Here is a 19,968-nt window from a genome sequence, read left to right on the forward strand (position 1 = left end):
TTGAGGGCCACGCCTTACCACCCGCCCCTATTGATCCCCCAGCCGCCATCGGTGGCAGTCCATCCCTGGGATGTAGTGCCACACTGCCACAGTTCGGTTTTTTCTTCGCTGGGCGCGGCTTTTATTTGTGGCAGTCCTGTTTTGCCAGTGTTGCAGGACTGCCACAGTTCGGAGCGGTTCAGCAGGTCCCGCAGACAGTAGCCAGAGGCGGCTGCGCCCCGACGGCCTAGCAGGTCACAGAAGTCTCCTGCTTCTAGGGAGGTCAGCACCCGGACCTCTGCCGCGCCTGCCGCCTGGGCCAGCTGGCCCACCCGCTCGATGCAGCTAAGCCCGGCCGGGTCCGGATCGGCGTACAGGTAGACCACCCGTCCGGCCATGCCTTTAAGGTGCGGCACGCCGCCCGCTCCGGCCAGCCCTTGCACATCCAGGGCCAGCCCGGAAGCCAGCAGCGCCCGTGAGGCCGCTGCGCCGTTCAGCTCGCCCTCGACGATCAACAGAGCATTCCCATGCCCGTACTCAGGGCTACACCAGGCCGGCGCACCGTGAGCGGCCAAGCGGTACACGTACCGATCCAGCCCGGCCGTCTGCAGGTCGGAGGGGGTGCCCAGGTTCCTGACCTTGAGGCCCCAGGGGATACCGTCTGGCCCGGTCAGCACGAGACACAGCGCCCCTGCATGAGCCAGCAGTTTTCCTGCTCGGCTCCTGAAGTCCTGACGGAGTGTTCCGGCCTGCAGGCCGTGCCAGCCCAGCAGGCCCCGCGCCTGCAGGTCCAGGGCGGCTCGGCTTCCCTCCATGAGGGGTGCCATGAGCCGGGCCACCCGTTCCAGATCGTCCGGTGCCAGCGGAGTACAGCGGCTCAGCGCCCCGCGTACCAGGTCCAGCGCCGAAGGGGGGTGTAGACCCTCTGAGGCCGTGAGTCAGGCTGCCCGCGGCCCTCGGAAGGGACTCCGGCCAGCCGGTGCAGCTCCTCCCGCGCCTGGGCCTCTGAGTAGCCACATTCAAGCAGGAAGCCGTAAGCGTTCCCGCTCGCCCCGTCTCCCCCGTGCCGCTTCCAGCGCCAGATATCTCCATGCCGGTACACGCTGAAGCTGGGGTGAGCCTCGACTTGCCCGGCTCTCCGGTCACAGATGACGCCGCCCCGCTCACGGGTCAGGCCGCGCACAGCCTCCGGTCCCCACTCCTGGGCAACCAGATCGGGCAGGCTGACACAGGGCAGGAGTTCAGCGAGCCTCACGCGCTCACCTTCCCAGAGGCCAGCGGCAGTTCTCCCAGAACCTTCAGGGCGTGGGGATGGCCCTTGATCGCTTCGAGGATCAGGAAGGCCCGAAGACTGGCCAATTTGGAACGCGCTAAGCTATGGGCGTCAGACCCTGCCCCGTTCCCGCTCGGACGGGGCATTGTTATGCCACCTCTTCGGTGCTGCCCTGCATCAGCCGGTCAATCGTGGATGCTGGGAAAAGGAGCTTTCGTGTTCCGTTGCGAATGACCGGAACACGCCCGGAACGGGCCAGGGCATAGAGGGCATTACGCCCGAACGCCACAGCCATACTTCTCCTTCTGATACTGAACCGCCTCTAATACTGCCAGCGCCCGCTTGCCGTCCAACATGATTCCTCCTCAAATCGCTTCTTTGCGTATGCACCCTGCACCGCTCTGATACCAGCGTAAGGGGACGGCCATGGACGGGCAAGACCGAAATGGGTATCATTTCGGTAACAAGCTATGAGAGACTCACCCGTTACCCAAGAACAGGATGATCTGATTTCATTTCGGTGGGTTCGAGCCACTGAGGTCCATTGGCATGGATCGTCTCCAAAATGGCCCTCGCCTATAGGAGTTGATATGTGGCCATCCACACGCCACGACTACAGTGCTCAATTTCGAGATGTAAATAAAATTGAAAAAATTGTGAGCGCTGATGTACTGGTGCCTGGAGGCAGCATAGAAGACATATATCCTCTACAGGATAAAAATCTTTGGCTAAAGTTCGCTATCGATAACGCAAGTAAAGATGCAGTAATTGACCTCTGTAGGCGCTACGGATTTTTATTCAATGGGTTTGACCAATCTGAAAGGTTTTCTCTTTGGGAAGAAATATCAGGAGAAAGATATTACGATTGGATTGTAGAGACCGGCCTTCTATTTATTGCGAAGAACATATACTTTTGCCTTATTGAGGGGGATATATATAAAGCAAAAACGTTCTTACCGCGTCCTGACAGGAAGCATTTATGGTGGTATACTTACACTCACGAGCTGAGACCAATTGAATATTGCCGCTCGGAAGAGGATAGACCGCGTTGGAACAGAGACTTTGAAGCTGCCATCCAAGAGGTAGAAGAGCGCGAGCTATGGTGTATGCTTTCGGAAATAACAAACACAAGGGTCAGGCATAGTCATTTATCGATGATTATCGACGACTCACATAATAAGCTGAGTATGAGAATAAAGCCTCTCGATCTCTGTGCCGCTATATGGATACAGTTCTCACAAGCCATTGCAAGAAGAGTCATGTTTAAACAGTGCGTGCACTGCAATAAGGAGTTTGCAGTTTCTGGATTCGGGAGTCACAAAGACAGGCAGTTGTGTAGCAATAGCTGCAAACAGGCAGCTTACAGAGAGAGGAAGAAAACGCAAGCGCGTCGGCTAGGGTAGGCAATCAACTTTTAGACAAATTGTAAAGTTATACGCAGGGTAGAAAGCATCTCAAAAATGGTTGTTACGGCATCTCTGAGTGCTGCTTGACCCACATGACGGCCTCCATCCAGTCATGCCAGGCTGCGGGATCGAACGGCTCCCCGTTCTCAGCAAGTTGCAAATCACCAAGCAGCGCGCCCACATCATCTGCCTGGGTGCGCCCGTAGTACTGTTCAAGGTGCCGGAACATCGCTGCATATGCCTCCTGGACAGTGAGCATCATCCATCCATGCTACCGACGTACCCTCCGCAGGAGTACCAGGATCATCCCCAGGTGCACCATGCCCAGAAAGTTTGCGATCTGCCGCTCCCAACGCACCACAAGGCGGCGAAAATTGTGGAGCCAGGCGAATAAACGTTCCACATGCCAACGGCGTCGGTAGCGGCCTAGAGGGCGCCCATCTTGCGTCTTCGAACGGTTGCGGCGGTTCGGCGCGATCAGGCCGATGCCTACCCTGGCAAGTTCTGCGTCAAGGGCATCGCTGTCGTAGGCTCGGTCACCGATCAGCCGCTTTGGGTGGTCGAAACCGAACGTGGCGTCCAGCGTGTCGTGCACGAGTGTGACCTCGTGCGGGCTGGCGCTGGCGACATAAGCGGCGATGGGGAGGCCGCTGGCATCCGTGATGGCCATGATCTTCGTGCCCTTGCCACGCTTGGTCTTGCCGACGTCCAAGCCCCTTTTTTGGCGCTCGCAAAGGTGGCGTCGATAAAGCATTCGCTGAGGTCGATCTGCCCGGCGTCAAGGAGGTGTTCGTACAGGGTTTGCAGGATGTGATCGAGGACGCCGGTCCGAACCCACTCCTGGAAACGGCGGTGGCATGTGGAGCGGGGTGGGAAGCGGTCAGGCAGATCCCGCCAAGGCGCGCCCGTCCGTAAAATCCAGAGAACGGCATTGAGAATCGGTCGGTCCGCTTGGCGAGGACGCCCTCGCCCACCCGGACGCCCAGAGGAGAGGGGGAAGCAAGGCGCAATGATGGCCCAGTGCTGGTTGGTCAATTCCACGCGCTGATGCTGCGCTCAAGCGATGAGAGCAGGCCGAGCCGCTGATCCTAACCCTTTTTGGGATGGCTTCTAGTGGCCTCGACCCTCAAAGGCCGAAGGCAGAGAGCTCAAATCGTCACAACGGCGTCACAACGGTTCCCGGAAAATATCGGATAAGGCCGGATACAGGTGTTTATACACTTGCTAAAACCCGCTTCTGAACGCATTTTTCAGGCTGAGCCAGAATCATACCGTATAGTCCATAGGTAACTTTTAATCAGCGGGTTGTAGGTTCGAGTCCTACACGTCCCACCAAGAAAAACCCCGCCCCAGGCGGGGCTTTTTGTTGCCAGGTCCGGAAACGCCACTCCACCGCTGGCCAGTCATCGGGACGGCCAGCGGCAAAATGGCTCTGGATACGTTGCTCAGCCGGATGTCTGTTTGGACCCTTCCTGGTCTGCCAGCCAGGGAAACCCATTAGGGTGCTGGATGATCTGCTGTTCCAGCAATTCATCGTCATAGGCGTGGATGGCCTCCAGAAAGGGGAAGTCCTCGGGCCGGACCCTCACCTTGAAGAGCGGCCGAACCGTCTCCAGGCTGGCACAATGGTGACTGAGATACGGCCACCCATTGAAGGTGCCACCTGGATCGCGTTCAAAGGTTTCCGGAGGCAGGACGTACACCCAGCCAGACCGGAAGGGCCGCTGGGCCAGCGCCTGGCCACCCGCGCCAAAGAAGTAGAGCGGCTCCAGTGTTCCGGCACGCTCCAGCGTGATCGCAGCGTTGACGACCCTCATTGGCACCCGGGGGCGGTCCATCACCGCAAAGAACATGGCCCAGATGGCGTCCGAGGACCCATACACGGCCTGACGGTTTCCGAACCAGCCAATGTCGTTCGACTGCCGTGGGACTAACGCGGTCAGGTCCTCCTGGCCGGTGCCGTGGGTGATATAGCCGTGTTCATCGCATAACCAGCTCAGAAACGCCCAGACCGGCTGCTCGGGGGTCGCCGTCCCGGAGAGGAGGGCCGCTTTCAGTTCCTGTTCCCAGCGGGTCAGTGGAGGTTCCGCCGCCAGGGCGGGCCGTCTGAGCCAGTAGCTCGGGATGTCCATACCGAAGTGTAGGACGGAATCAGGTGGACAGGAATTACTATGGCCGTCCTCTATGCAAAGGCAGACGATAACTGCTCGGTCGCCGGGGCCAGATTGTCAAGCTATGGACGGCTGAAGGGAATTAGAGCTATTTGACAGCTGGTCCAGGTCATCCTGGCCGCTTGACGGCTGCCGAAGGGTGGCGTTCCACGAGGAACGCTTGAAAATGAACTTCCGGACGCTGACCATCCAGATCACCACTCTGTTGGTCACCGAAGCTGTCCTATTCATTTTGGCCAGCACCGTCAGGTGGTCTGCGAGGTGGCTCTTCCTGGCTTGTTTTTCGCTGCTCGGTGGCCGGCTGCCACGCCACAGTCCTATCGTGCCGACTGAGCGGATGGTCAGCGTCGGCGCAGCGAGCCAGCTACCCTGAGACTAGGTATTCGTGTGCTGGTCCCCAGGCCGTCCTGGCCTAGGGATCGTGACCTCTCTCTGGCCCCGTCTGCTTCCGTTGGTGGCACGTTCGGGCAGCGGCTTGCCTCGCCCACGCTGTTCGCGCGGAGACTCCAGGCAATTCGGTCCTCTCCTCTACCAACCGGGGCCAGACCGTGGTGACTGACGGGCCGTATCTCTCCATCCAGCCTCGGATGGATGCTGGGGCCCCGGTTCCGCGCTGCTCGGCTCAAGAGGTTGAGGGTGTCCTGCTGATGGCCAGGATTGCCTGGCGAACAGTGCAGGAGGAGCGGGTCCTTCGACTGTCATTGCCAGGGCACAGCGAGTGCATCCAGCAGGTCAGGGACTGGCAGATTCCCCAGCTATGTCAGGCGCCTCTGGGCACGAAGCCACATGCCTCCACCAAACGTTGCGGAAATCAGCACCCGGGGCGCCTCCATTCGGTAAGCTGCGAACTGTTGTTCCACCGCTCGTGTCGTCTGGCCCACCTTCCCCGCTGCGTCCTGCCCTCAGGACCCAGGCCTGAACTGATCCAGGAGATGCATGGACCACGTCCCCTTTCCCCGCCCCCAGCTCGAACGGATGCACTGGCAGCACCTCAACGGCCACTGGGACTTCGCATATGACGATCAGCAGCAGTGGCGGACCCCGCAGGAGGTGACGTTCGACCGGCAGATTCTGGTGCCGTACGCGCCGGAAAGCCCAGCCAGCGGCATTCACGACACCGGGTTTCACTCCACCCTGTGGTACCGGCGCCGACGTCACTCCGGCGCTTGACCCAGGGCTGAGTGGAGAGCGTCAGCGGCTCTACCTGCATTTCGGAGCGGTGGACTATCAGGCGACCGTCTGGGTAAATGGTCAGCAGGTGGCGCGGCACGAGGGCGGCCACACACCCTTCAGCGCGGACCTGAGTGGGCTCTGGACACCCGGAGACACGCTCGACATCGTGGTGCGAGCGGTGGACGATCCCTTCGATCTGGCCAAACCGCGTGGCAAGCAGACCTGGAAGGCTGAACCGCACGAGATCTGGTATCCGCGCACCACCGGCATCTGGCAGACGGTGTGGCTGGAACTGCGTCCGGAAACTCATCTTGCCGCGCTCACCTGGACCTCCAACGTGGAGCGCTGGGCTGTTCAGCTGCAGACACGACTGGACGGCCCCCTCAGTGACGGGCTGCGGCTGCGGGTGACGCTGCGGGCCGGCGAGCAGCTGCTGGCCGAGGACGAGTACCGGCTCACCCACCCGGAGGTGACCCGCACCATCACGCTCCGGGACCCGGGCATTGACGCGGCCCGCCACGAGCTGATGTGGAGTCCGGAGCACCCGCAGCTGATCGACGCCGTGCTGGAACTGCTGGAAGGCGGTCAGGTGCTGGACCGGGTCCAGAGCTATACGGCGCTCCGATCGGTGGCGGTGGACCAGCAGCACTTCATCCTCAACGGGCGACCCTATCCCCTGCGGTTGGTGCTGGATCAGGGGTACTGGCCACGCGGCCTGATGACCGCCAGTTCCGAGGAACTGCGGCAGGACGTGGAGCTGACCCGCCGGCTGGGTTTCAATGGCGCGCGCAAGCACCAGAAGATCGAGGATCCGCTGTACCTGTACTGGTGTGACGTGCTGGGCCTGCTGGTCTGGGAAGAGCTGCCCAGCGCGTACGTCTTCAGCACCACGTCAGCGCAGCGCCTCGTGCGGGAGTGGACCGAGGCCATTGAGCGGGACCGTTCGCATCCGTGCATCGTGGCGTGGGTGCCGATCAACGAATCGTGGGGCGTGCCCGACTTGCCGTTGGTACCGGAACAGCGCGAACTGGTGCGGACGCTGTATCACCTGACCCGGACCCTCGACCCGAGCCGCCCGGTCATCGGAAACGACGGTTGGGAACAGGTGGTCACCGACATCCTGGCCATCCACGACTACACCCACCTGCCGGAACAGCTGATCGAGCGCTACGGCACCCGTGAGGCCGTCGAGCGCAGCCTCAACCACGTGCGGCCACACAAGCGCCTGCTGGCCCTGGAAGGCGCCGCCAGGCCGCAGCCGGCTATGCTCACGGAGTTCGGTGGTCTGGCCTACACCACAGAGGACCCGGGCTGGGGCTACAGCCGCATGACCAGTGCTCAGGAGCTCCAGGACAGCTATACCCGGCTGCTGACCGCCGTCCACCGCTGCGACGGGCTGGTGGGCTTCTGCTACACCCAGCTGACCGACACCTACCAGGAAAAGAATGGCCTGCTGTATGAGGACCGCACGCCCAAGGCTGACCTGCAGATGCTGGGCCGCGCCACACGCGGTACCCGGACCCCTCAGGAACAGGAGCGCGACCCGGGTATGGGCGACTCCGGCTACAACTTCATCTGGCGCCGAAAGCTCCAGCAGGCAGCGGAGCGGATGCAGGCCATGGCGGAAGACTGAACAAGGCGAGCAGGAACACCGCAACTTGGCCTAAAGGCCCAGCAGCCCTGCAGCAATGGGCCGGGGGACTGTAAGGCCTGCTCATGGACACGCAGAAGCTGTTCCAGAGCCAATTTTGGAGCCACAATCAGTGCGCACCCGACAACAAGCAAAAGAAGAGCCCCGTTCTAAACGGGGCTCTCGCTTGGTGGTGCGGATGCCCAGACTTGAACTGGGGACCTCACGCTTATCAGGCGTGCGCTCTAACCAACTGAGCTACACCCGCTGGCCGCTTGGCAAGCGGAAGAAATGTTAGCAAGGGGGTGCGGTGGTGTCAAGCTTCAGGCCCCGCGCCCCCATGCAACCGCCGGTACTCATCGGCCGCGTACCGGTCTGTCATGCCGGCCAGGTAGTCGCAGACCACCCGTTCCAGCCCCTCCTGCGCCGTGCGTGCGCGGGCTGCGGGCGGCAGCATGGCCGGGCGGCGCAGGTACGCCCGGAACAGGCCCCCAAGCGCGTGCTCGGCCTGGGCCACCTGCCGCTCCACCTGCCAGTGGTGATACAGCTGCGCCCGCAGGAAACGGTTCAGCTCGGACAGCAGCGGCCGCATCGTCTCACTGAAGCCCATCAGCAACTCCGGGTGCTGCTGGACCTGCTGCGGGCTCTCGATGCGGTGCTGCACCAGCCGGGCGTGACTGGCCTCCGAGAGATCGGTGATGAGCCAACCGAGCAGTTCCCGCTGGAGCACGCGGCGGTCCTTCTCGCTCAGATGCTCCGGCGAAAGGTTCAGCCGCGCCAGCAGATGTTCCCAGAGCGGCAGCCCGCGCAGGTCTGCGGGCGTGATCAGGCCGCTCCGGAGCCCGTCGTCCAGGTCGTGGGCACTGTAGGCCAGCCCGTCGGCGATGTTGACCAGCTGAGCTTCCAGGCTGGGCATCCCTGTCTGCGAGGCCAGCGGTTCGTGCTTGGCAATGCCTTCCAGCGTCTCCAGGCTCAGGTTCAGACCTGGAAAGTCCGGGTAGCGGTCTTCCAGCTCGGTCACGATGCGCAGCGTCTGGCGGTTGTGGTCAAAGCCGCCGTGCCGCTCCATCAGCCCGTTCAGGATGCGCTCGCCAGCGTGGCCGAACGGTGGATGGCCCAGGTCATGGGCCAGGGCGATGCTCTCGGAGAGCGTCTCGTTCAGGCCCAGACTCAGCGCCACCGACCGGGCCACCTGGGCCACCTCCAGCGTGTGCGTCAGCCGGGTGCGGTAATGGTCACCGGTACTGTTCAGGAACACCTGCGTCTTGTACTCCAGTCGCCGGAAGGCGGTGGTGTGCAGGATACGGTCACGGTCCTTCTGGAAGGTGGTGCGTCGCTGCGATTCCGGCTCGGGGTACACCCGGCCCCGGCTGTGGCCACTCAGGGTGGCGTAGGGCGCCAGCGTGGCGGCTTCCCGGGCGTCCAGCGCTTCACGGTCATACAACATACCCGGCAGTGTAGGGCAGGCGCCGTGGGCCCTGCGGACATCGGAAGGGCCACCCCTGAAGGCAGGAGGCCGGTTCAGCCTCCTGCAGCATTTCTTCAAAGCCGCGCGAAGCCGCCCTTTTTCAGATGCTCAGCACCTTGGCACAGCGGTACAGGTCGCGGCTCACGTCCTTGCGCTTCTCCCAGGTCTCCGGCAGCGGCGTGTAGGTGGTGCCGCCATAGCCGCGCCCCACCATCACGTTGCTGCGTCCGGCCAGCAGCGCTTCCACCGCCGCCTCGCCCAGCCGGGAGGCCAGCACCCGGTCGCTGCTGACCGGGCTGCCGCCGCGCTGGATGTGCCCCAGGATGCTCAGGCGCACCTCCAGGCCGGTCTGCTCCTCGATGGCCTTGGTCACGGCCATGCCGCCGCCGGGGTAGCCCTCCGCCACGATGATGATGCTGCTGGCCTTGCCCTTGGACACGCTGCTGCGCACCACCTCCGCGATGTGCTGGTCGGGGTGCTCGTCTTCCGGCAGGAACACCTCCTCGGCGCCGCCCGCCACTGCCACGTCCAGCGCGATGTGTCCGGCGTGCCGGCCCATCACCTCCACCACGAAGATGCGCTCGTGCGAGGCGGCGGTGTCGCGCAGCTTGTCCACCGCGTCCAGCGCCGTCTCGACCGCCGTGAAGTAGCCGATGGTGTGGTCGGTGCCGTACAGGTCGTTGTCGATGGTGCCGGGCACCCCGATGACCTTGATGCCGTGCTCCTCCTGCAGGTAGTGGGCGCCGTGGAAACTGCCGTCGCCGCCGATCACCACCAAGCCCTCTACGCCCCACTGGCGCAGATAGTCCGCGCCCAGCGCCCGGCCTTCGGGGCTGCGCCAGGTGCGGCTGCGGGCGGTCAGCAGGATGGTGCCGCCGCGCTGGATGATGTTGGCCACGTCGCGGGCGCCCAGCAGCCGCATGTCGCCCTCGTGCAGGCCCTGGAAGCCGCGCCGCACGCCCACCACCTCCACGCCGTGATAGGTGGCAGACCGCACCACGGCGCGGATGGCCGCATTCATGCCCGGCGCGTCACCGCCGCTGGTCAGGACCGCGATGCGCTTCATGGAGGGGGTGGAGGTGGAAGTGCTTCCAGTCGGATTCTGTGTGGTCATGCTGCTCCCGTCGGGCACGCTCTACTCGGGCCCGCGCTGGGCGGCCCGCAATGCCAGCTCATAAGCGTCATTCTTACGCAAACCCTGGGCCTGCAACAACTCCCGCACTTCACGCACCGGGCGGCCTTCCGCGCTCCAGGCCGTGGCCAGCGCCAGAAAGTCTGTCTGGGCAAGTGCGGCCGGCGCCTCGCTGCGGCCCGACACCACCACCACGATCTCGCCGCGTACGCCCGCCTCGAAGTGGGCGGCCAGTTCCTGCAGCGGGCCGCGCCGGGTCTCCTCAAAGCGCTTGCTCAGCTCGCGCGTCACGCTGGCGGGCCGCTCCGGGCCACAGCTGGCCGCCAGGTCCAGCAGGGTGGCGTGCAGCCGGTGCGGGCTCTCATAGATCAGGGTGGTCTCGCGCCGCTCCGCCACCGCCTGCAGCCGTTCGCGGCGCTCGCGTCCGCTGCGCGGCAGAAAGCCCTCGAAGGTGAAGCGGGCGGTGTCCAGCCCCGACAGCACCAGCGCCGGCACGAAAGCGGTCGGGCCGGGCAGCACCTCCACCTGACCACCCTGCTCCACCACCAGCCGCAGCAGTTCTGCGCCCGGATCGCTGATGCCAGGGGTGCCGGCGTCCGAGATGTAGGCCAGCCGGGGGTACTGTTCCAGCACGCCGGCGGCCCGCTGCATGGTGTGGGCGTCCAGCCGCACCAGCGGGCGGCTGAGGCCCAGGTGGTTCATCAGCACGCCACTGTGCCGGGTGTCCTCGCAGGCCACCGCGTCTGCGCCGCGCAGCACCTCAATGGCCCGCAGCGTGATGTCCGAGAGGTTGCCCACCGGGGTCGGCACCAGCCACAGGTGCAGCTGCGACGGCTGGGTCATCCGGTCGGTTCAGGCTGGCCCGGCTCCGGCAGCCGGGAGGCCACCAGCGTCGGCTTGAGCCGCACCTTGACCCGGCCGGGCCGTTTCAGGGCGCTGGCGATCCTGGCCCGCAGCAGCTCGGCCTCTCCCACCGTCACGGTCACGATGGTGCCTTCCGGCAACCGCGCGTCCACCAGCACCACCACGCCATTTTCCACAATGCCTCTGTAGGCGCGCATTCAGTTCCCCCTCCCCAAGTGAGTGCCGCGGCGCTGACGCCGTTCGGCCTGCGACAGCGCCGTTTGCAGCGCCACAATCTCCGACTCCCGCGCGCCGCCCAGCCGGGCGTAGCGGTCGATCATCTCGGCGGCCTCGCGGCGCCGGCCGAGCCGCAGCAGCAGGCTCGCCAGATGCTCGCCGCCCACGAAGTAGGCGCGCGGATTCTGCGGGTCCAGGTTCACCTGACGCCGCGCCTCCTCCACCGATTCGGCCGCCTGCCGGTAGCGCGCCACCTGCCAGCGGATCAGCAGGGTGGCGGCCACGAAGGTCAGCACGGCGGCCAGCGCCACGGTGGCCAGCGTGCGCGGCAGGCCATACGCCACGCCGATCCGAACGGTCAGCGGGAAGAAGAACGTCAGGATCACCACCACCGCCAGACTGGCCGCGTAATTCAAAACGGCCCTCCTGGCTTGGGTACTGGTGGCAGACGACGGCGCATGTCTACAGTGTAGCGGCTGCACCTCATGAACGGCAGCACCGCCCACTGGCTGCAGACTTTCTCTATGCTGGCCTCATGCGGCTGCACCTGATCACGGTCGGCGAGCCCCGGCTGGCCTACGCGCGCGCCGGCTGGGACGAATATGCCGGGCGGCTGAAACGCTACCACCGGCTGCAGGTAACGCGGGTGCCGGGCAGCACGCCGGCGCAGGAATCCCAGGCGATCCTGAAGGCGGCCGGCCGCGCCCCGCTGATCGCGTTGGACCCGCGCGGCCGGCAGCTGACCAGCGAAGGGCTCAGCCAGTTCATCGAGCACCTGGGCCTGCACGGCGAGGGCGAACTGGCCTTCGCCATCGGCGGCCCGGACGGCCACACGGACGCGCTCAGGGCCCAGGCGCATACCCTATGGTCGCTGGGCCAGCTGACCCTTCCGCACGACCTGGCGATGGTGGTGCTGGTGGAGGCGCTCTACCGGGCGGCCACCATCAGCCGGGGCGAGCCCTACCACCGCTGAAGGGTCGCCTAGCGGCCAGCCCGCAGCGCGTCCCGGATCTCGGCCAGCAGCTTCTCCTCGTTGCTGGGCTCGGCCACCGGGGGCTTCTCGGTGCGCTTGAGGCGCTCATTGATGTGGTTGACCGGCACCACCACCAGAAAATAGATGATGGCAGCGATGATCAGGAAGTTCAGAACGGCCGAGATGAACGCCCCGTAGTCGAAGACGGCCCCGTTGACCGTGAAGGTGCCGCCCACCTTGGCGCCGCCGCCGGTGATGGCCTTGATCAGCGGATTGATGAAGCTGTTGGTAAAGGCCGTGACCACGCCTCCAAAGGCAGCGCCGATCACGACGCCGACGGCGAGGTCCACCACGTTGCCACGCAGGACGAAATCACGGAATCCCTTAATCATGCTGTAGCGTACCCGCCCGCCTTCCATGAAGGCAAGATGACGAGCACGCACCACTTAGGCCTGCGGGCCGTCCTTGACGGCGTGGGCGCTCATGCCCCACTGGTGGCCACTGCTGGCCGCACCGTCCAGAATCACGCGGGCCAGTTCGCCCAGGGTCGAGCCGCCGGGCCGCACCGGCATCTGCAGGTCCTGGCCCAGCTCGGTCAGGCTCAAGTTGTCGAGCATCAGCTCGGTGCCATAGCGCAGCGTGCTGGGCGGCACCAGCAGCAGGTCCGCCTCCCCCGGCTGGATGGCGTGGCGGAAGCAGCGCCCGGTCAGCAGCCCCGCCACGGTGGTTACGGCCCCGAAGGTGCGGTTCTCGATGGCGCGCACCTCCAGCGTGAGGCCCTCGATGGCCCGCAGCGGCTCCACAGCCCGGTCCAGCGACTCGGCAAACAGCCGCCCGGTCCCCAGGATCACCTTGCGGGGCGCCGGCAATGCGGCCGGCAGCTCCGGCAGCGGATCGGTCAGGAAGTCGCGGATCATGCCCACGCCGTTCTCCAGCATCGGGAAGCCCTCGTACTCCTGCTCCGGCGGCAGCGGCTCGCCGGCCAGCAGGTAGAACTCGTCGCTGGGGAAGATGAAGCGGGTGCCGCGCTCGGCCAGCATGCGCTCGCGCCATACGTTGACCCGGCGCAGCACGTCCCTGGCCTCGTCCGGCGTGAAGGTGCGCACGTCCGGCAGGTTGGTGCGGTGGGCGGTCAGGCCGATCGGCACCACCGCCGCGCTGATCACGTTCGGGCGGCTGGTCAGGTACTCCAGCGTCTCGTCGAGGTGGTCGCCGTCGTTGCGCCCCGGCAGCAGCACGATCTGGGTGTACAGGTCAATGCTCGAGAGCCGCTCGATCATGTCCTGAATCTGGGTGACAGCCGGGTCCTTGACCTTCAGCTTCCACCACTTCATCAGGTCCTGGCGCAGCTCCTGGTTGCTGGCATGCACCGAGACGTACAGCGGCGAGAGGTTCTCCTGCAGGATGCGCTGCACGTCGTGTTCGGTCAAGTTGGTGAGCGTCACGAAGCTGCCGTACAGGAACGACAGCCGGTAGTCGTCGTCCATCACGTACAGGCTCTTGCGAAAGCCGCGCGGCATCTGATGCACGTAGCAGAAATCGCACTTGTTGGCGCATTTGCGGATGCCGTCGAACAGCACCTCCTCGAACTCCAGGCCCGGGTCCTCCCACTCCACCTGGAAGCTGAAAGTCAGCGCCTCGCTGCTGGCGTCCAGCCGGGTGGTGTGGTGGTCCTGCGGCACAAAGCCGGCGGGCAGCGCACTCACGGCGGGCCGGGTGATCTGCAGGGTCGCCTGACCCGTCTGCAGCGCGTGCCGGTAGGCCAGCACATCGGTGACCGGCTCGCCGTTCACCCGCAGCAGCAGGTCGCCGGGCCGCACCCCGGCCCGGTCGGCGGGGCTGCCCGGCTCCACCGTCTTGATCGGGGCCGGGTACACCTCAGATTGCGGATTCACAGTACTCGCTGCCGTCACAGGGCCTCCAGGGGTACCGTGCACGCTGCCGTGGGCACCCGGGTTCACGGGAGCGGTCGCTCCCAAAGCATGCCAGTGTAGCAGGCCGGAAGAGCTGCCAGCGAGATTGAAGGCACACTTGCGTTTCTGGCTCCGCCGCTCATCAATACTCATCCTCATGTCCACCCTTGAGCAGACCCGCAAGGCCCGGCCCGCCGAGGAATGGGCCTCCGAACGGCTCTTCCGCCCGCTGGCCCAATCGCTGGTGGACCCGGCCGCCCGCCTGGGCGTGCGGCCCACCCGGCTGGTGTTGCTGCACACCGGGCTGGGCCTGCTGGCCGCCTGGCAGCTGCGGCACGGCCGGGGCTTCCTGGCCGGGCAGCTCTCCCCCGCCCTGCTGCTGCAACTCAAGACCGTGCTGGACAACCTGGACGGCCAGCTGGCCCGCGCCACCGGGCAGACCACCCAGACCGGCCGCTACCTGGACAGCGAGATGGACGTGGTGGTGAACGCCGGCCTGCTGTGGGCCATCCTGGGCCGGGCCGGGCTGCCGGCCACGCTGCTGCTGAGCCTGATCCTGACGGTGGATTTCCTTTGGGAGCGCGACCACCGGGCCGCGCGCGGCCAGACCTTCCGGTCGCCACCGGCCCAGCAGGACGACCATCCGCTGGTGCTGGCCGCGCTGGAGCGGGCCTACGCGCTGTACTTTCAGCCGCAGGAGCGGGTGCTGGACCGCCTGTTCGAGTGGCGACTGCGCCGCCGGCTGGGCCGCGCCCCCACCCCGCATGACCGGGTGCGCTACACCCCGCTGGCCATCACTGCCATCGCCGCCAACCTGGGGCTGTCGAGTCAGCTGCTGCTGCTGGGACTGTGCGTCCTGGCCGGACGGCCCCGGCTGTACGCGGCCAGCGTGCCGCTGCAGGCGCTGCTGCTGGCGGCGGTGCAGCTGTGGCGCGAGGGGCAGCTGCAAGCGGGCGAAGCGGTACAGCTGGCCGCCGCGCCCGCCTGATAGCCTGCCCGCATGACTGATGCGAGCGATCACCGGCCGCCGCGCCCGCTGGTGTGTGTGGGGGCGCTGGTGCAGGACCCGCTGGGCCGTCACCTGATCGTGCGGACCACCAAGTGGCGCGGGCAGTGGGGCGTGCCGGGCGGCAAGGTGGAATGGGGCGAGACGCTGGAGCAGGCCACTCTGCGGGAATTTCAGGAGGAGGTGGGGCTGACGCTGCGCGATCTGCGGCAGGCGCAGGTGCAGGAGGCGATCCTGCCGGAGGAGTTCCACGCCCCCACCCACATGCTGCTGTTCGACTACTTCGCCCGCACCGACCAGACCGACGTGCAGCCCAACGAGGAGATCGAGGAGTGGGCCTGGGTGACGCTGGCCGAAGCGCTCAGTTACCCGCTCAACCACTACACCCGCACCCTGATCGAACTGGCCCACCGGAGCGGCACATGACGGTCCGCACCGCGCTGGTGACTGGCGCGGCGCGGGGCATCGGGCGCGGCGTGGCGTTGCGGCTGGCCGGAGCGGGCCTGGACGTGGCGGTGCACTACCGGGGCAGCCAGGACGATGCCGAGGAGACGGCCCGACTGGTACGGGCCCTGGGCCGGCGCGCCGTCACGCTGCAGGCGGATGTGACGCGCCCGGAGCAGGCGGAGCAGCTGGTTCAGGCGGCGCATGAGCAATTGGGCGGCCTGGGCGTGCTGGTCAACAACGTGGGCAACTACGTCCACAAGCCGCTGCTGGACCTGGACCTGCACGAGTGGCACGACATGTTCGACACCAACCTGCACGCCACCTTCTACACCTGCCGGGTCGCCGTGCCGCTGATGCGGGAGGCCGGCTATGGCCGCATCGTGAATATCGGGTACGCGGGCGCGCAGCACCTGCTGGCCCGGCCCGGCATCGTGCCCTATGCGATCGCCAAGAGCGGCGTCATCGCCCTGACGCTGGCCATCGCCCGCACCGAGGCGGGGCGCGGCATCAGCGCCAACGTGGTCAGCCCCGGCGTGGTGGAGACGAGCGTCTCGCAGCCGCTGCGCGAGATTCCGGCCGGGCGGCTCGCCACCGTTGAGGAGGTCAGCGCCGAGGTGCTGCATTTCGTGCAGGCGAGCGACTACGTCACCGGGCAGGTGGTGGACGTGGCCGGCGGCTGGAACCTGTAGTTACAATGGCCGTCCATGTCCACTGACGCCGCCGTGCAGCACCTGAGCCGTGACCCGGCCATGCGCGACCTGATCGCGCAGGTCGGGCCGCTGACGCCGCTCACGCCCACCACCGACCCGTTCGGCGCCCTGATGCGCAGCGTGATCGGGCAGCAGCTGAGCGTCCGGGCCGCAGCCACCATCGCCGGGCGCTTCGAGGCGGCCACCGGCCCCGATCCGGCCCGGGTGCTGGCCCTGCCGGGCGAGGACTTGCGCGCGCTGGGCCTGTCGTGGGCCAAGGTCCGCACCGTACAGGCGGCGGCCGAGGCGGCGCTCAGCGGCCGGATCGATTTCCAGCACCTGGAGACCCTGACCGACGAGCAGGTGATCTCCGCGCTCAGCGCACTCCCCGGCATCGGGCGCTGGACCGCCGAGATGTACCTGATGTTCGCGCTGGCCCGGCCGGACGTGTTCAGCTTCGGAGATCTGGGCCTGGTCCGGGGGCTGGAACGCTACTTTCCAGACGAGCCGCCGCAGGAGGTGGTGGCCCGCTGGTCGCCGTACCGGACGCTGGCGGCGCGCTATTTCTGGGCCGCTCCGCAACGCCGCTGAACCGGCCATTCCGTGCGGGCGCGTGAAGTTTCCGACAATATTTGATGGCTGCTGTTCAAACGTCCGGACACCACAGCTGGAGGTTGGCTGGTCAGGATGCACGTATGACCAAGCCGCCCACCCAGGAAAACCTGAATCTCGTCACCTCTGACGACCGCCTCCTCAATGAAGTCAACAGTCGTCACCGGGTCAGCTGGCCTGGCGTCTTCGCCGGACTGGTCGCGGGCATCACCACCCTCTCGGTGCTGAGTGCCCTGGGTGTGGCGGTCGGGGCCTCCAACGCCAACTCGCTCGGCAACCTGGCGACCGGGGCCCTGATCTGGACGGCCATCTCGGTCATCATCAGCGCGTATCTGGCCGGACTGACCGCTGTGCGGGCCGGCAACCAGCAGCTGGCCAGCCGGGGGCAGTTCACCGGCCTGATCACCGGCATGCTGATGACGGCGCTGCTGACCCTGTTCCTGTCCAACGTGATCAGCAGCCTGCTGGGCACGGCCAGCAACGTGGTGGGCAGCGTGGCCAGTGGCGCCGCGTCGGTGGCGAGCAGCGCCACCAGTGCCGCCGCCAACAACCCCGGCACCCAGGACGCCGCGTCCAGCCTGCTGAGCGGCCTGAACGCCGACAGCATCGGCCAGATCATCGGTGACGCCAGCCCCGACCTGAGCGAGGCGCAGTCCACCGCCGCCGCCAAGGTGGTCAGCGGCATCATCACCCGGGCGAGCAACGACCTGGGCAGCAACTTGGGCAACGTCAGCAACCTGGGCGACATCGTGACCAACCGCGTCAACAACATCCAGAAGGCGCTGAGCGGCCCCGAGTTCGTGACGCGTCTGCAGCGCCAGGGGCTGAGCCAGCAGCAGGCCCAGGCCACCCAGACCGCCATCGTGCAGCAGGCCAAGCAGCTCCAGCAGCAGGCCAGCGACGCGGCCGCCGCCGCCGAGCGCATCGCCCGCAAGACCGCCAGCACCGCCGCCTGGGGCAGCCTGCTGACCGCCGGTCTGATCATCGCCTTCGCCACGCTGGGTGGGCATCAGGCCGCCAGCCGCCGCGAGAAGCTGATCACCGATACCCGCAACAGCTAAAGCAGAACGCAGGACCACAGAGAAACCGGCCCAGAAAGGGCCGGTTTCACTGATTTATTCCAGATCGTCGTAGCGGTGCAGCAGCCCCGCTTCCGGGTCGTCGCCGGGGCGGTGGTGGCGGGCCACCAACTGGGCCACCCGGGGCCGGGCTCCGGCCAGCGCCAACGCCTGAGCGCCCAGCGCTGGATGGTCGGCCCGCACCGTCAGCGCTCCCCACCGCACTCGCCCAGCCCAGCGGTACGGCACCAGCCCGACAAGCACCCGCTCCCAGACCCGGTACGGCCGCACCGCCTTGCCGCAGTCGTGCAGCAGCGCGGCCGCCAGCAGCTCCGGCGTGCCCGGCTGCTGAGCTACGGCCCGGGCCACCCGCACCGCATGTTCGCGGTCTCGCGGGTCCATGCTCAGATACACCTGCCGCTCACCCGCCTGCAAACGCTCCAACGCCCAGTGATCATCCGGACGTGCCTGGGCGGGGTGCAGCGAACGGGCCAGCCGACGCAGTTTGGCCGGCAGGCCCAGGACTTTGTGGCGCAGCGTCATCGAGAGCGATGATACGGCACCCGGATTGGGGTCAATCAGACCTGCGGGGTGGACAGTTCGAGGGCCGCCAGCATCCGCTCGGCGCTCATGGCCGCGCGCGTGCCGGCACCCACGCTGGTGGCCAGCTGCCGGTAGACGTGGTCCGACACGTCGCCGGCCGCGAACAGGCCCGGCACGCTGGTGTAGATCTCGTCGGTCACGTCCACGTAGCCGTCGTCGCGCAGGCGCACGGTGCCTTCCACGAAGCTGGTGTTCGGCACGTGCCCGATGAAGATGAACACGCCGTCGGTGGGCTTGATCTCCTCGGCGCCGGTCTTGAGGTGGCGCAGCCGCACCGCCTGCACGGTGTCCTCGCCCAGGATCTCCTCCACGGCCGTGTCCCAGATGAAGCGCATCTTAGGGTTGGCCAGGGCGCGGGCCTGCGCCACCTTGTTGGCGCGCAGCGAGTCACGGCGGTGAATCAGCGTGACCGTCTCGGCGAACTTGGTCAGAAACAGCCCTTCCTCCACCGCCGCGTCGCCGCCGCCCACCACCACCACGTGCTTGCCGCGGTAGAAGAAGCCGTCACAGGTGGCGCAGGTGCTGACGCCCTTGCCCCAGTACAGTTCCTCGCCCGGAATATTCAGCCGCTTGGGGTTGGCGCCGGTCGCCAGAATGACGGCACGCGCCGCATAGCTGCCCCCGTAGCCGTGCACCGTGAAGCTGTCGCCGTGGTGCTCGATGCGCTGCACTTCGTCCATCTCGATGCTGGCGCCGAATTTCTCGGCCTGCTGGGCCATGCGGGCCGCCAGTTCGGCACCCGCAATAGGCTCGGGGAAGCCGGGGTAGTTCTCGACCTCCTCGGTCTGGGCGATCTGGCCGCCCGGCAGCCCCTTCTCCAGAATGAGGGTGCGCAGGTTGGCACGGCCGGTGTAGATCGCGGCGGTGAGGCCTGCAGGCCCGCCACCGATAATCACGACGTCATGCTGCTTGGGTACGCTGGTCATGTGCCCAGGGTAGCAAAGCGCACCAGATCACACCGTTAGCCAGGCACGCTTTAAAAAGTAAAGCAGACTACCGGTACAGGACATCATGAAGACCGAGTGTGATAAACCACACGACAAAAATGAACGCTAAAGACAATACTAAGGTGTGCTTACAATCGAAGAGCTGACAGCCTACTTCCAGTATCACCAGGCCGGCACGCCTCAAGGGTGCAAGACCGCTGAACTGGTCCGCCTGATCGACACGCTGGGACTGGCGTTCGCCAGCAACAACCGGCAGGTGATCGCCTCCTCGCTGATGGCGGGCCGGCCTACCTATGTGATCCAGGCCGAGCTGGCCCCGGAGCCGGTGGTGCAGCGCACCTGGCCGGTGCTGGCCACCGCCGAACGTCACGCCATTCCTGCCTGAAGTCAGTATGCAAGCGGGGCCAC

23 protein-coding genes and 1 tRNA gene are annotated in these 19,968 nt (G+C 66.0%); 10 read left to right on the plus strand and 14 right to left on the minus strand.

All coding sequences use genetic code 11. The features are described 5' to 3' along the window. Nucleotides 1-14: 14 nt before the first annotated feature. On the minus strand, nt 15-656 hold the full coding sequence (locus tag ABOD76_RS06680) for a hypothetical protein (protein ID WP_350244027.1): 642 nt from the start codon (nt 654-656) through the stop codon (nt 15-17). 1,252 nt (nt 657-1,908) lie between these two features. Here ABOD76_RS06680 and ABOD76_RS06685 point away from each other — a divergent pair. After that, nucleotides 1,909-2,655 carry a hypothetical protein gene (locus ABOD76_RS06685; RefSeq protein WP_350244028.1) on the plus strand — a complete coding sequence of 249 codons (747 nt, stop codon included), beginning with the start codon at nt 1,909-1,911 and terminating at the stop codon, nt 2,653-2,655. 64 nt (nt 2,656-2,719) lie between these two features. Here ABOD76_RS06685 and ABOD76_RS06690 read toward each other — a convergent pair whose 3' ends face one another. The 3 genes from ABOD76_RS06690 to ABOD76_RS06700 form a co-directional block, all read right to left on the minus strand. Continuing rightward, a complete protein-coding gene (locus ABOD76_RS06690; protein WP_350244029.1) occupies nt 2,720-2,920 on the minus strand; it encodes a hypothetical protein in 201 nt (66 codons plus the stop codon). 9 nt (nt 2,921-2,929) lie between these two features. Beyond that, nucleotides 2,930-3,699, minus strand: a protein-coding gene (locus tag ABOD76_RS06695) for an IS5 family transposase (RefSeq protein ID WP_350244030.1) whose coding sequence is annotated in 2 segments (ribosomal slippage) — nt 2,930-3,363 and nt 3,363-3,699 — 771 coding nt in all. Because the reading frame shifts where the segments join, the coding sequence is not laid out codon by codon here. Nucleotides 3,700-4,103: 404 nt separating this feature from the next. Continuing rightward, nucleotides 4,104-4,790: a hypothetical protein gene (locus tag ABOD76_RS06700; RefSeq protein ID WP_350244031.1), complete on the minus strand. Its 687-nt coding sequence runs from the start codon at nt 4,788-4,790 to the stop codon at nt 4,104-4,106. Nucleotides 4,791-5,765: 975 nt separating this feature from the next. On the opposite strand from ABOD76_RS06700, the gene ABOD76_RS06705 reads away from it, so the two are divergent. After that, on the plus strand, nt 5,766-5,999 hold the full coding sequence (locus ABOD76_RS06705; RefSeq protein ID WP_350244032.1) for a hypothetical protein: 234 nt from the start codon (nt 5,766-5,768) through the stop codon (nt 5,997-5,999). 49 nt (nt 6,000-6,048) lie between these two features. After that, nucleotides 6,049-7,635 carry a glycoside hydrolase family 2 protein gene (locus ABOD76_RS06710; protein ID WP_350244033.1) on the plus strand — a complete coding sequence of 529 codons (1,587 nt, stop codon included), beginning with the start codon at nt 6,049-6,051 and terminating at the stop codon, nt 7,633-7,635. 188 nt (nt 7,636-7,823) lie between these two features. Here ABOD76_RS06710 and ABOD76_RS06715 read toward each other — a convergent pair. From ABOD76_RS06715 to ABOD76_RS06740, 6 genes are all read right to left on the minus strand, one after another. Then, nucleotides 7,824-7,900 (minus strand) — tRNA-Ile (locus tag ABOD76_RS06715). Nucleotides 7,901-7,948: 48 nt separating this feature from the next. Beyond that, entirely contained in the window at nt 7,949-9,076 is a 1,128-nt protein-coding gene (locus tag ABOD76_RS06720) for a deoxyguanosinetriphosphate triphosphohydrolase (protein ID WP_380130099.1), read from the minus strand. A gap of 124 nt (nt 9,077-9,200) precedes the next feature. Next, complete coding sequence (gene pfkA / locus ABOD76_RS06725) at nt 9,201-10,214, minus strand: 6-phosphofructokinase (protein WP_350244035.1); 1,014 nt, start codon at nt 10,212-10,214, stop codon at nt 9,201-9,203. A 21-nt stretch (nt 10,215-10,235) separates the two neighbouring features. Beyond that, nucleotides 10,236-11,075: a 16S rRNA (cytidine(1402)-2'-O)-methyltransferase gene (gene rsmI / locus ABOD76_RS06730; RefSeq protein WP_350244036.1), complete on the minus strand. Its 840-nt coding sequence runs from the start codon at nt 11,073-11,075 to the stop codon at nt 10,236-10,238. Further along, the gene (locus ABOD76_RS06735; protein ID WP_350244037.1) at nt 11,072-11,293 is read right to left on the minus strand and encodes a hypothetical protein; all 222 of its coding nucleotides are present in this window, start codon (nt 11,291-11,293) and stop codon (nt 11,072-11,074) included. The genes rsmI and ABOD76_RS06735 overlap by 4 nt, the downstream gene beginning before the upstream one ends. Next, entirely contained in the window at nt 11,294-11,728 is a 435-nt protein-coding gene (locus ABOD76_RS06740; RefSeq protein ID WP_350244038.1) for a hypothetical protein, read from the minus strand. It abuts the gene before it with no gap. Between the two features lie 119 nt (nt 11,729-11,847). Here ABOD76_RS06740 and ABOD76_RS06745 point away from each other — a divergent pair, with 119 nt between their 5' ends. Then, on the plus strand, nt 11,848-12,285 hold the full coding sequence (locus tag ABOD76_RS06745) for a 23S rRNA (pseudouridine(1915)-N(3))-methyltransferase RlmH (protein ID WP_350244039.1): 438 nt from the start codon (nt 11,848-11,850) through the stop codon (nt 12,283-12,285). Nucleotides 12,286-12,293: 8 nt separating this feature from the next. Here the strand turns inward: ABOD76_RS06745 and mscL are convergent, their stop codons facing one another. Beyond that, nucleotides 12,294-12,677, minus strand: a complete 384-nt coding sequence (gene mscL / locus ABOD76_RS06750; protein ID WP_350244040.1) for a large conductance mechanosensitive channel protein MscL — start codon at nt 12,675-12,677, stop codon at nt 12,294-12,296. Between the two features lie 54 nt (nt 12,678-12,731). Continuing rightward, nucleotides 12,732-14,180, minus strand: a complete 1,449-nt coding sequence (locus ABOD76_RS06755) for a DUF512 domain-containing protein (RefSeq protein WP_380130092.1) — start codon at nt 14,178-14,180, stop codon at nt 12,732-12,734. A 175-nt stretch (nt 14,181-14,355) separates the two neighbouring features. Between ABOD76_RS06755 and ABOD76_RS06760 the strand changes: the two genes are divergently transcribed. From ABOD76_RS06760 to ABOD76_RS06780, 5 genes are all read left to right on the plus strand, one after another. After that, nucleotides 14,356-15,186 carry a CDP-alcohol phosphatidyltransferase family protein gene (locus ABOD76_RS06760; RefSeq protein ID WP_350244042.1) on the plus strand — a complete coding sequence of 277 codons (831 nt, stop codon included), beginning with the start codon at nt 14,356-14,358 and terminating at the stop codon, nt 15,184-15,186. 12 nt (nt 15,187-15,198) lie between these two features. Further along, nucleotides 15,199-15,630, plus strand: a complete 432-nt coding sequence (locus ABOD76_RS06765; RefSeq protein WP_350244043.1) for an NUDIX domain-containing protein — start codon at nt 15,199-15,201, stop codon at nt 15,628-15,630. Next, complete coding sequence (gene tmpR / locus ABOD76_RS06770; protein ID WP_350244044.1) at nt 15,627-16,340, plus strand: bifunctional dihydropteridine reductase/dihydrofolate reductase TmpR; 714 nt, start codon at nt 15,627-15,629, stop codon at nt 16,338-16,340. Before ABOD76_RS06765 ends, tmpR begins: the two co-directional genes overlap by 4 nt. A gap of 15 nt (nt 16,341-16,355) precedes the next feature. After that, a complete protein-coding gene (locus ABOD76_RS06775) occupies nt 16,356-16,931 on the plus strand; it encodes a DNA-3-methyladenine glycosylase family protein (protein ID WP_350244045.1) in 576 nt (191 codons plus the stop codon). 104 nt (nt 16,932-17,035) lie between these two features. Beyond that, nucleotides 17,036-18,013, plus strand: a complete 978-nt coding sequence (locus ABOD76_RS06780) for a hypothetical protein (RefSeq protein ID WP_350244046.1) — start codon at nt 17,036-17,038, stop codon at nt 18,011-18,013. A 54-nt stretch (nt 18,014-18,067) separates the two neighbouring features. Here ABOD76_RS06780 and ABOD76_RS06785 read toward each other — a convergent pair whose 3' ends face one another. Beyond that, nucleotides 18,068-18,553 carry an HD domain-containing protein gene (locus tag ABOD76_RS06785; RefSeq protein ID WP_350244047.1) on the minus strand — a complete coding sequence of 162 codons (486 nt, stop codon included), beginning with the start codon at nt 18,551-18,553 and terminating at the stop codon, nt 18,068-18,070. 35 nt (nt 18,554-18,588) lie between these two features. Then, entirely contained in the window at nt 18,589-19,539 is a 951-nt protein-coding gene (gene trxB / locus ABOD76_RS06790; RefSeq protein ID WP_350244048.1) for a thioredoxin-disulfide reductase, read from the minus strand. 145 nt (nt 19,540-19,684) lie between these two features. Here trxB and ABOD76_RS06795 point away from each other — a divergent pair, with 145 nt between their 5' ends. Further along, entirely contained in the window at nt 19,685-19,945 is a 261-nt protein-coding gene (locus ABOD76_RS06795) for a hypothetical protein (protein WP_350244049.1), read from the plus strand. Nucleotides 19,946-19,968: the final 23 nt, after the last annotated feature.

Origin of the sequence: Deinococcus sonorensis KR-87, assembly GCF_040256395.1 — a bacterium.
GTDB classification, from domain to species: Bacteria; Deinococcota; Deinococci; order Deinococcales; family Deinococcaceae; genus Deinococcus; species Deinococcus sonorensis.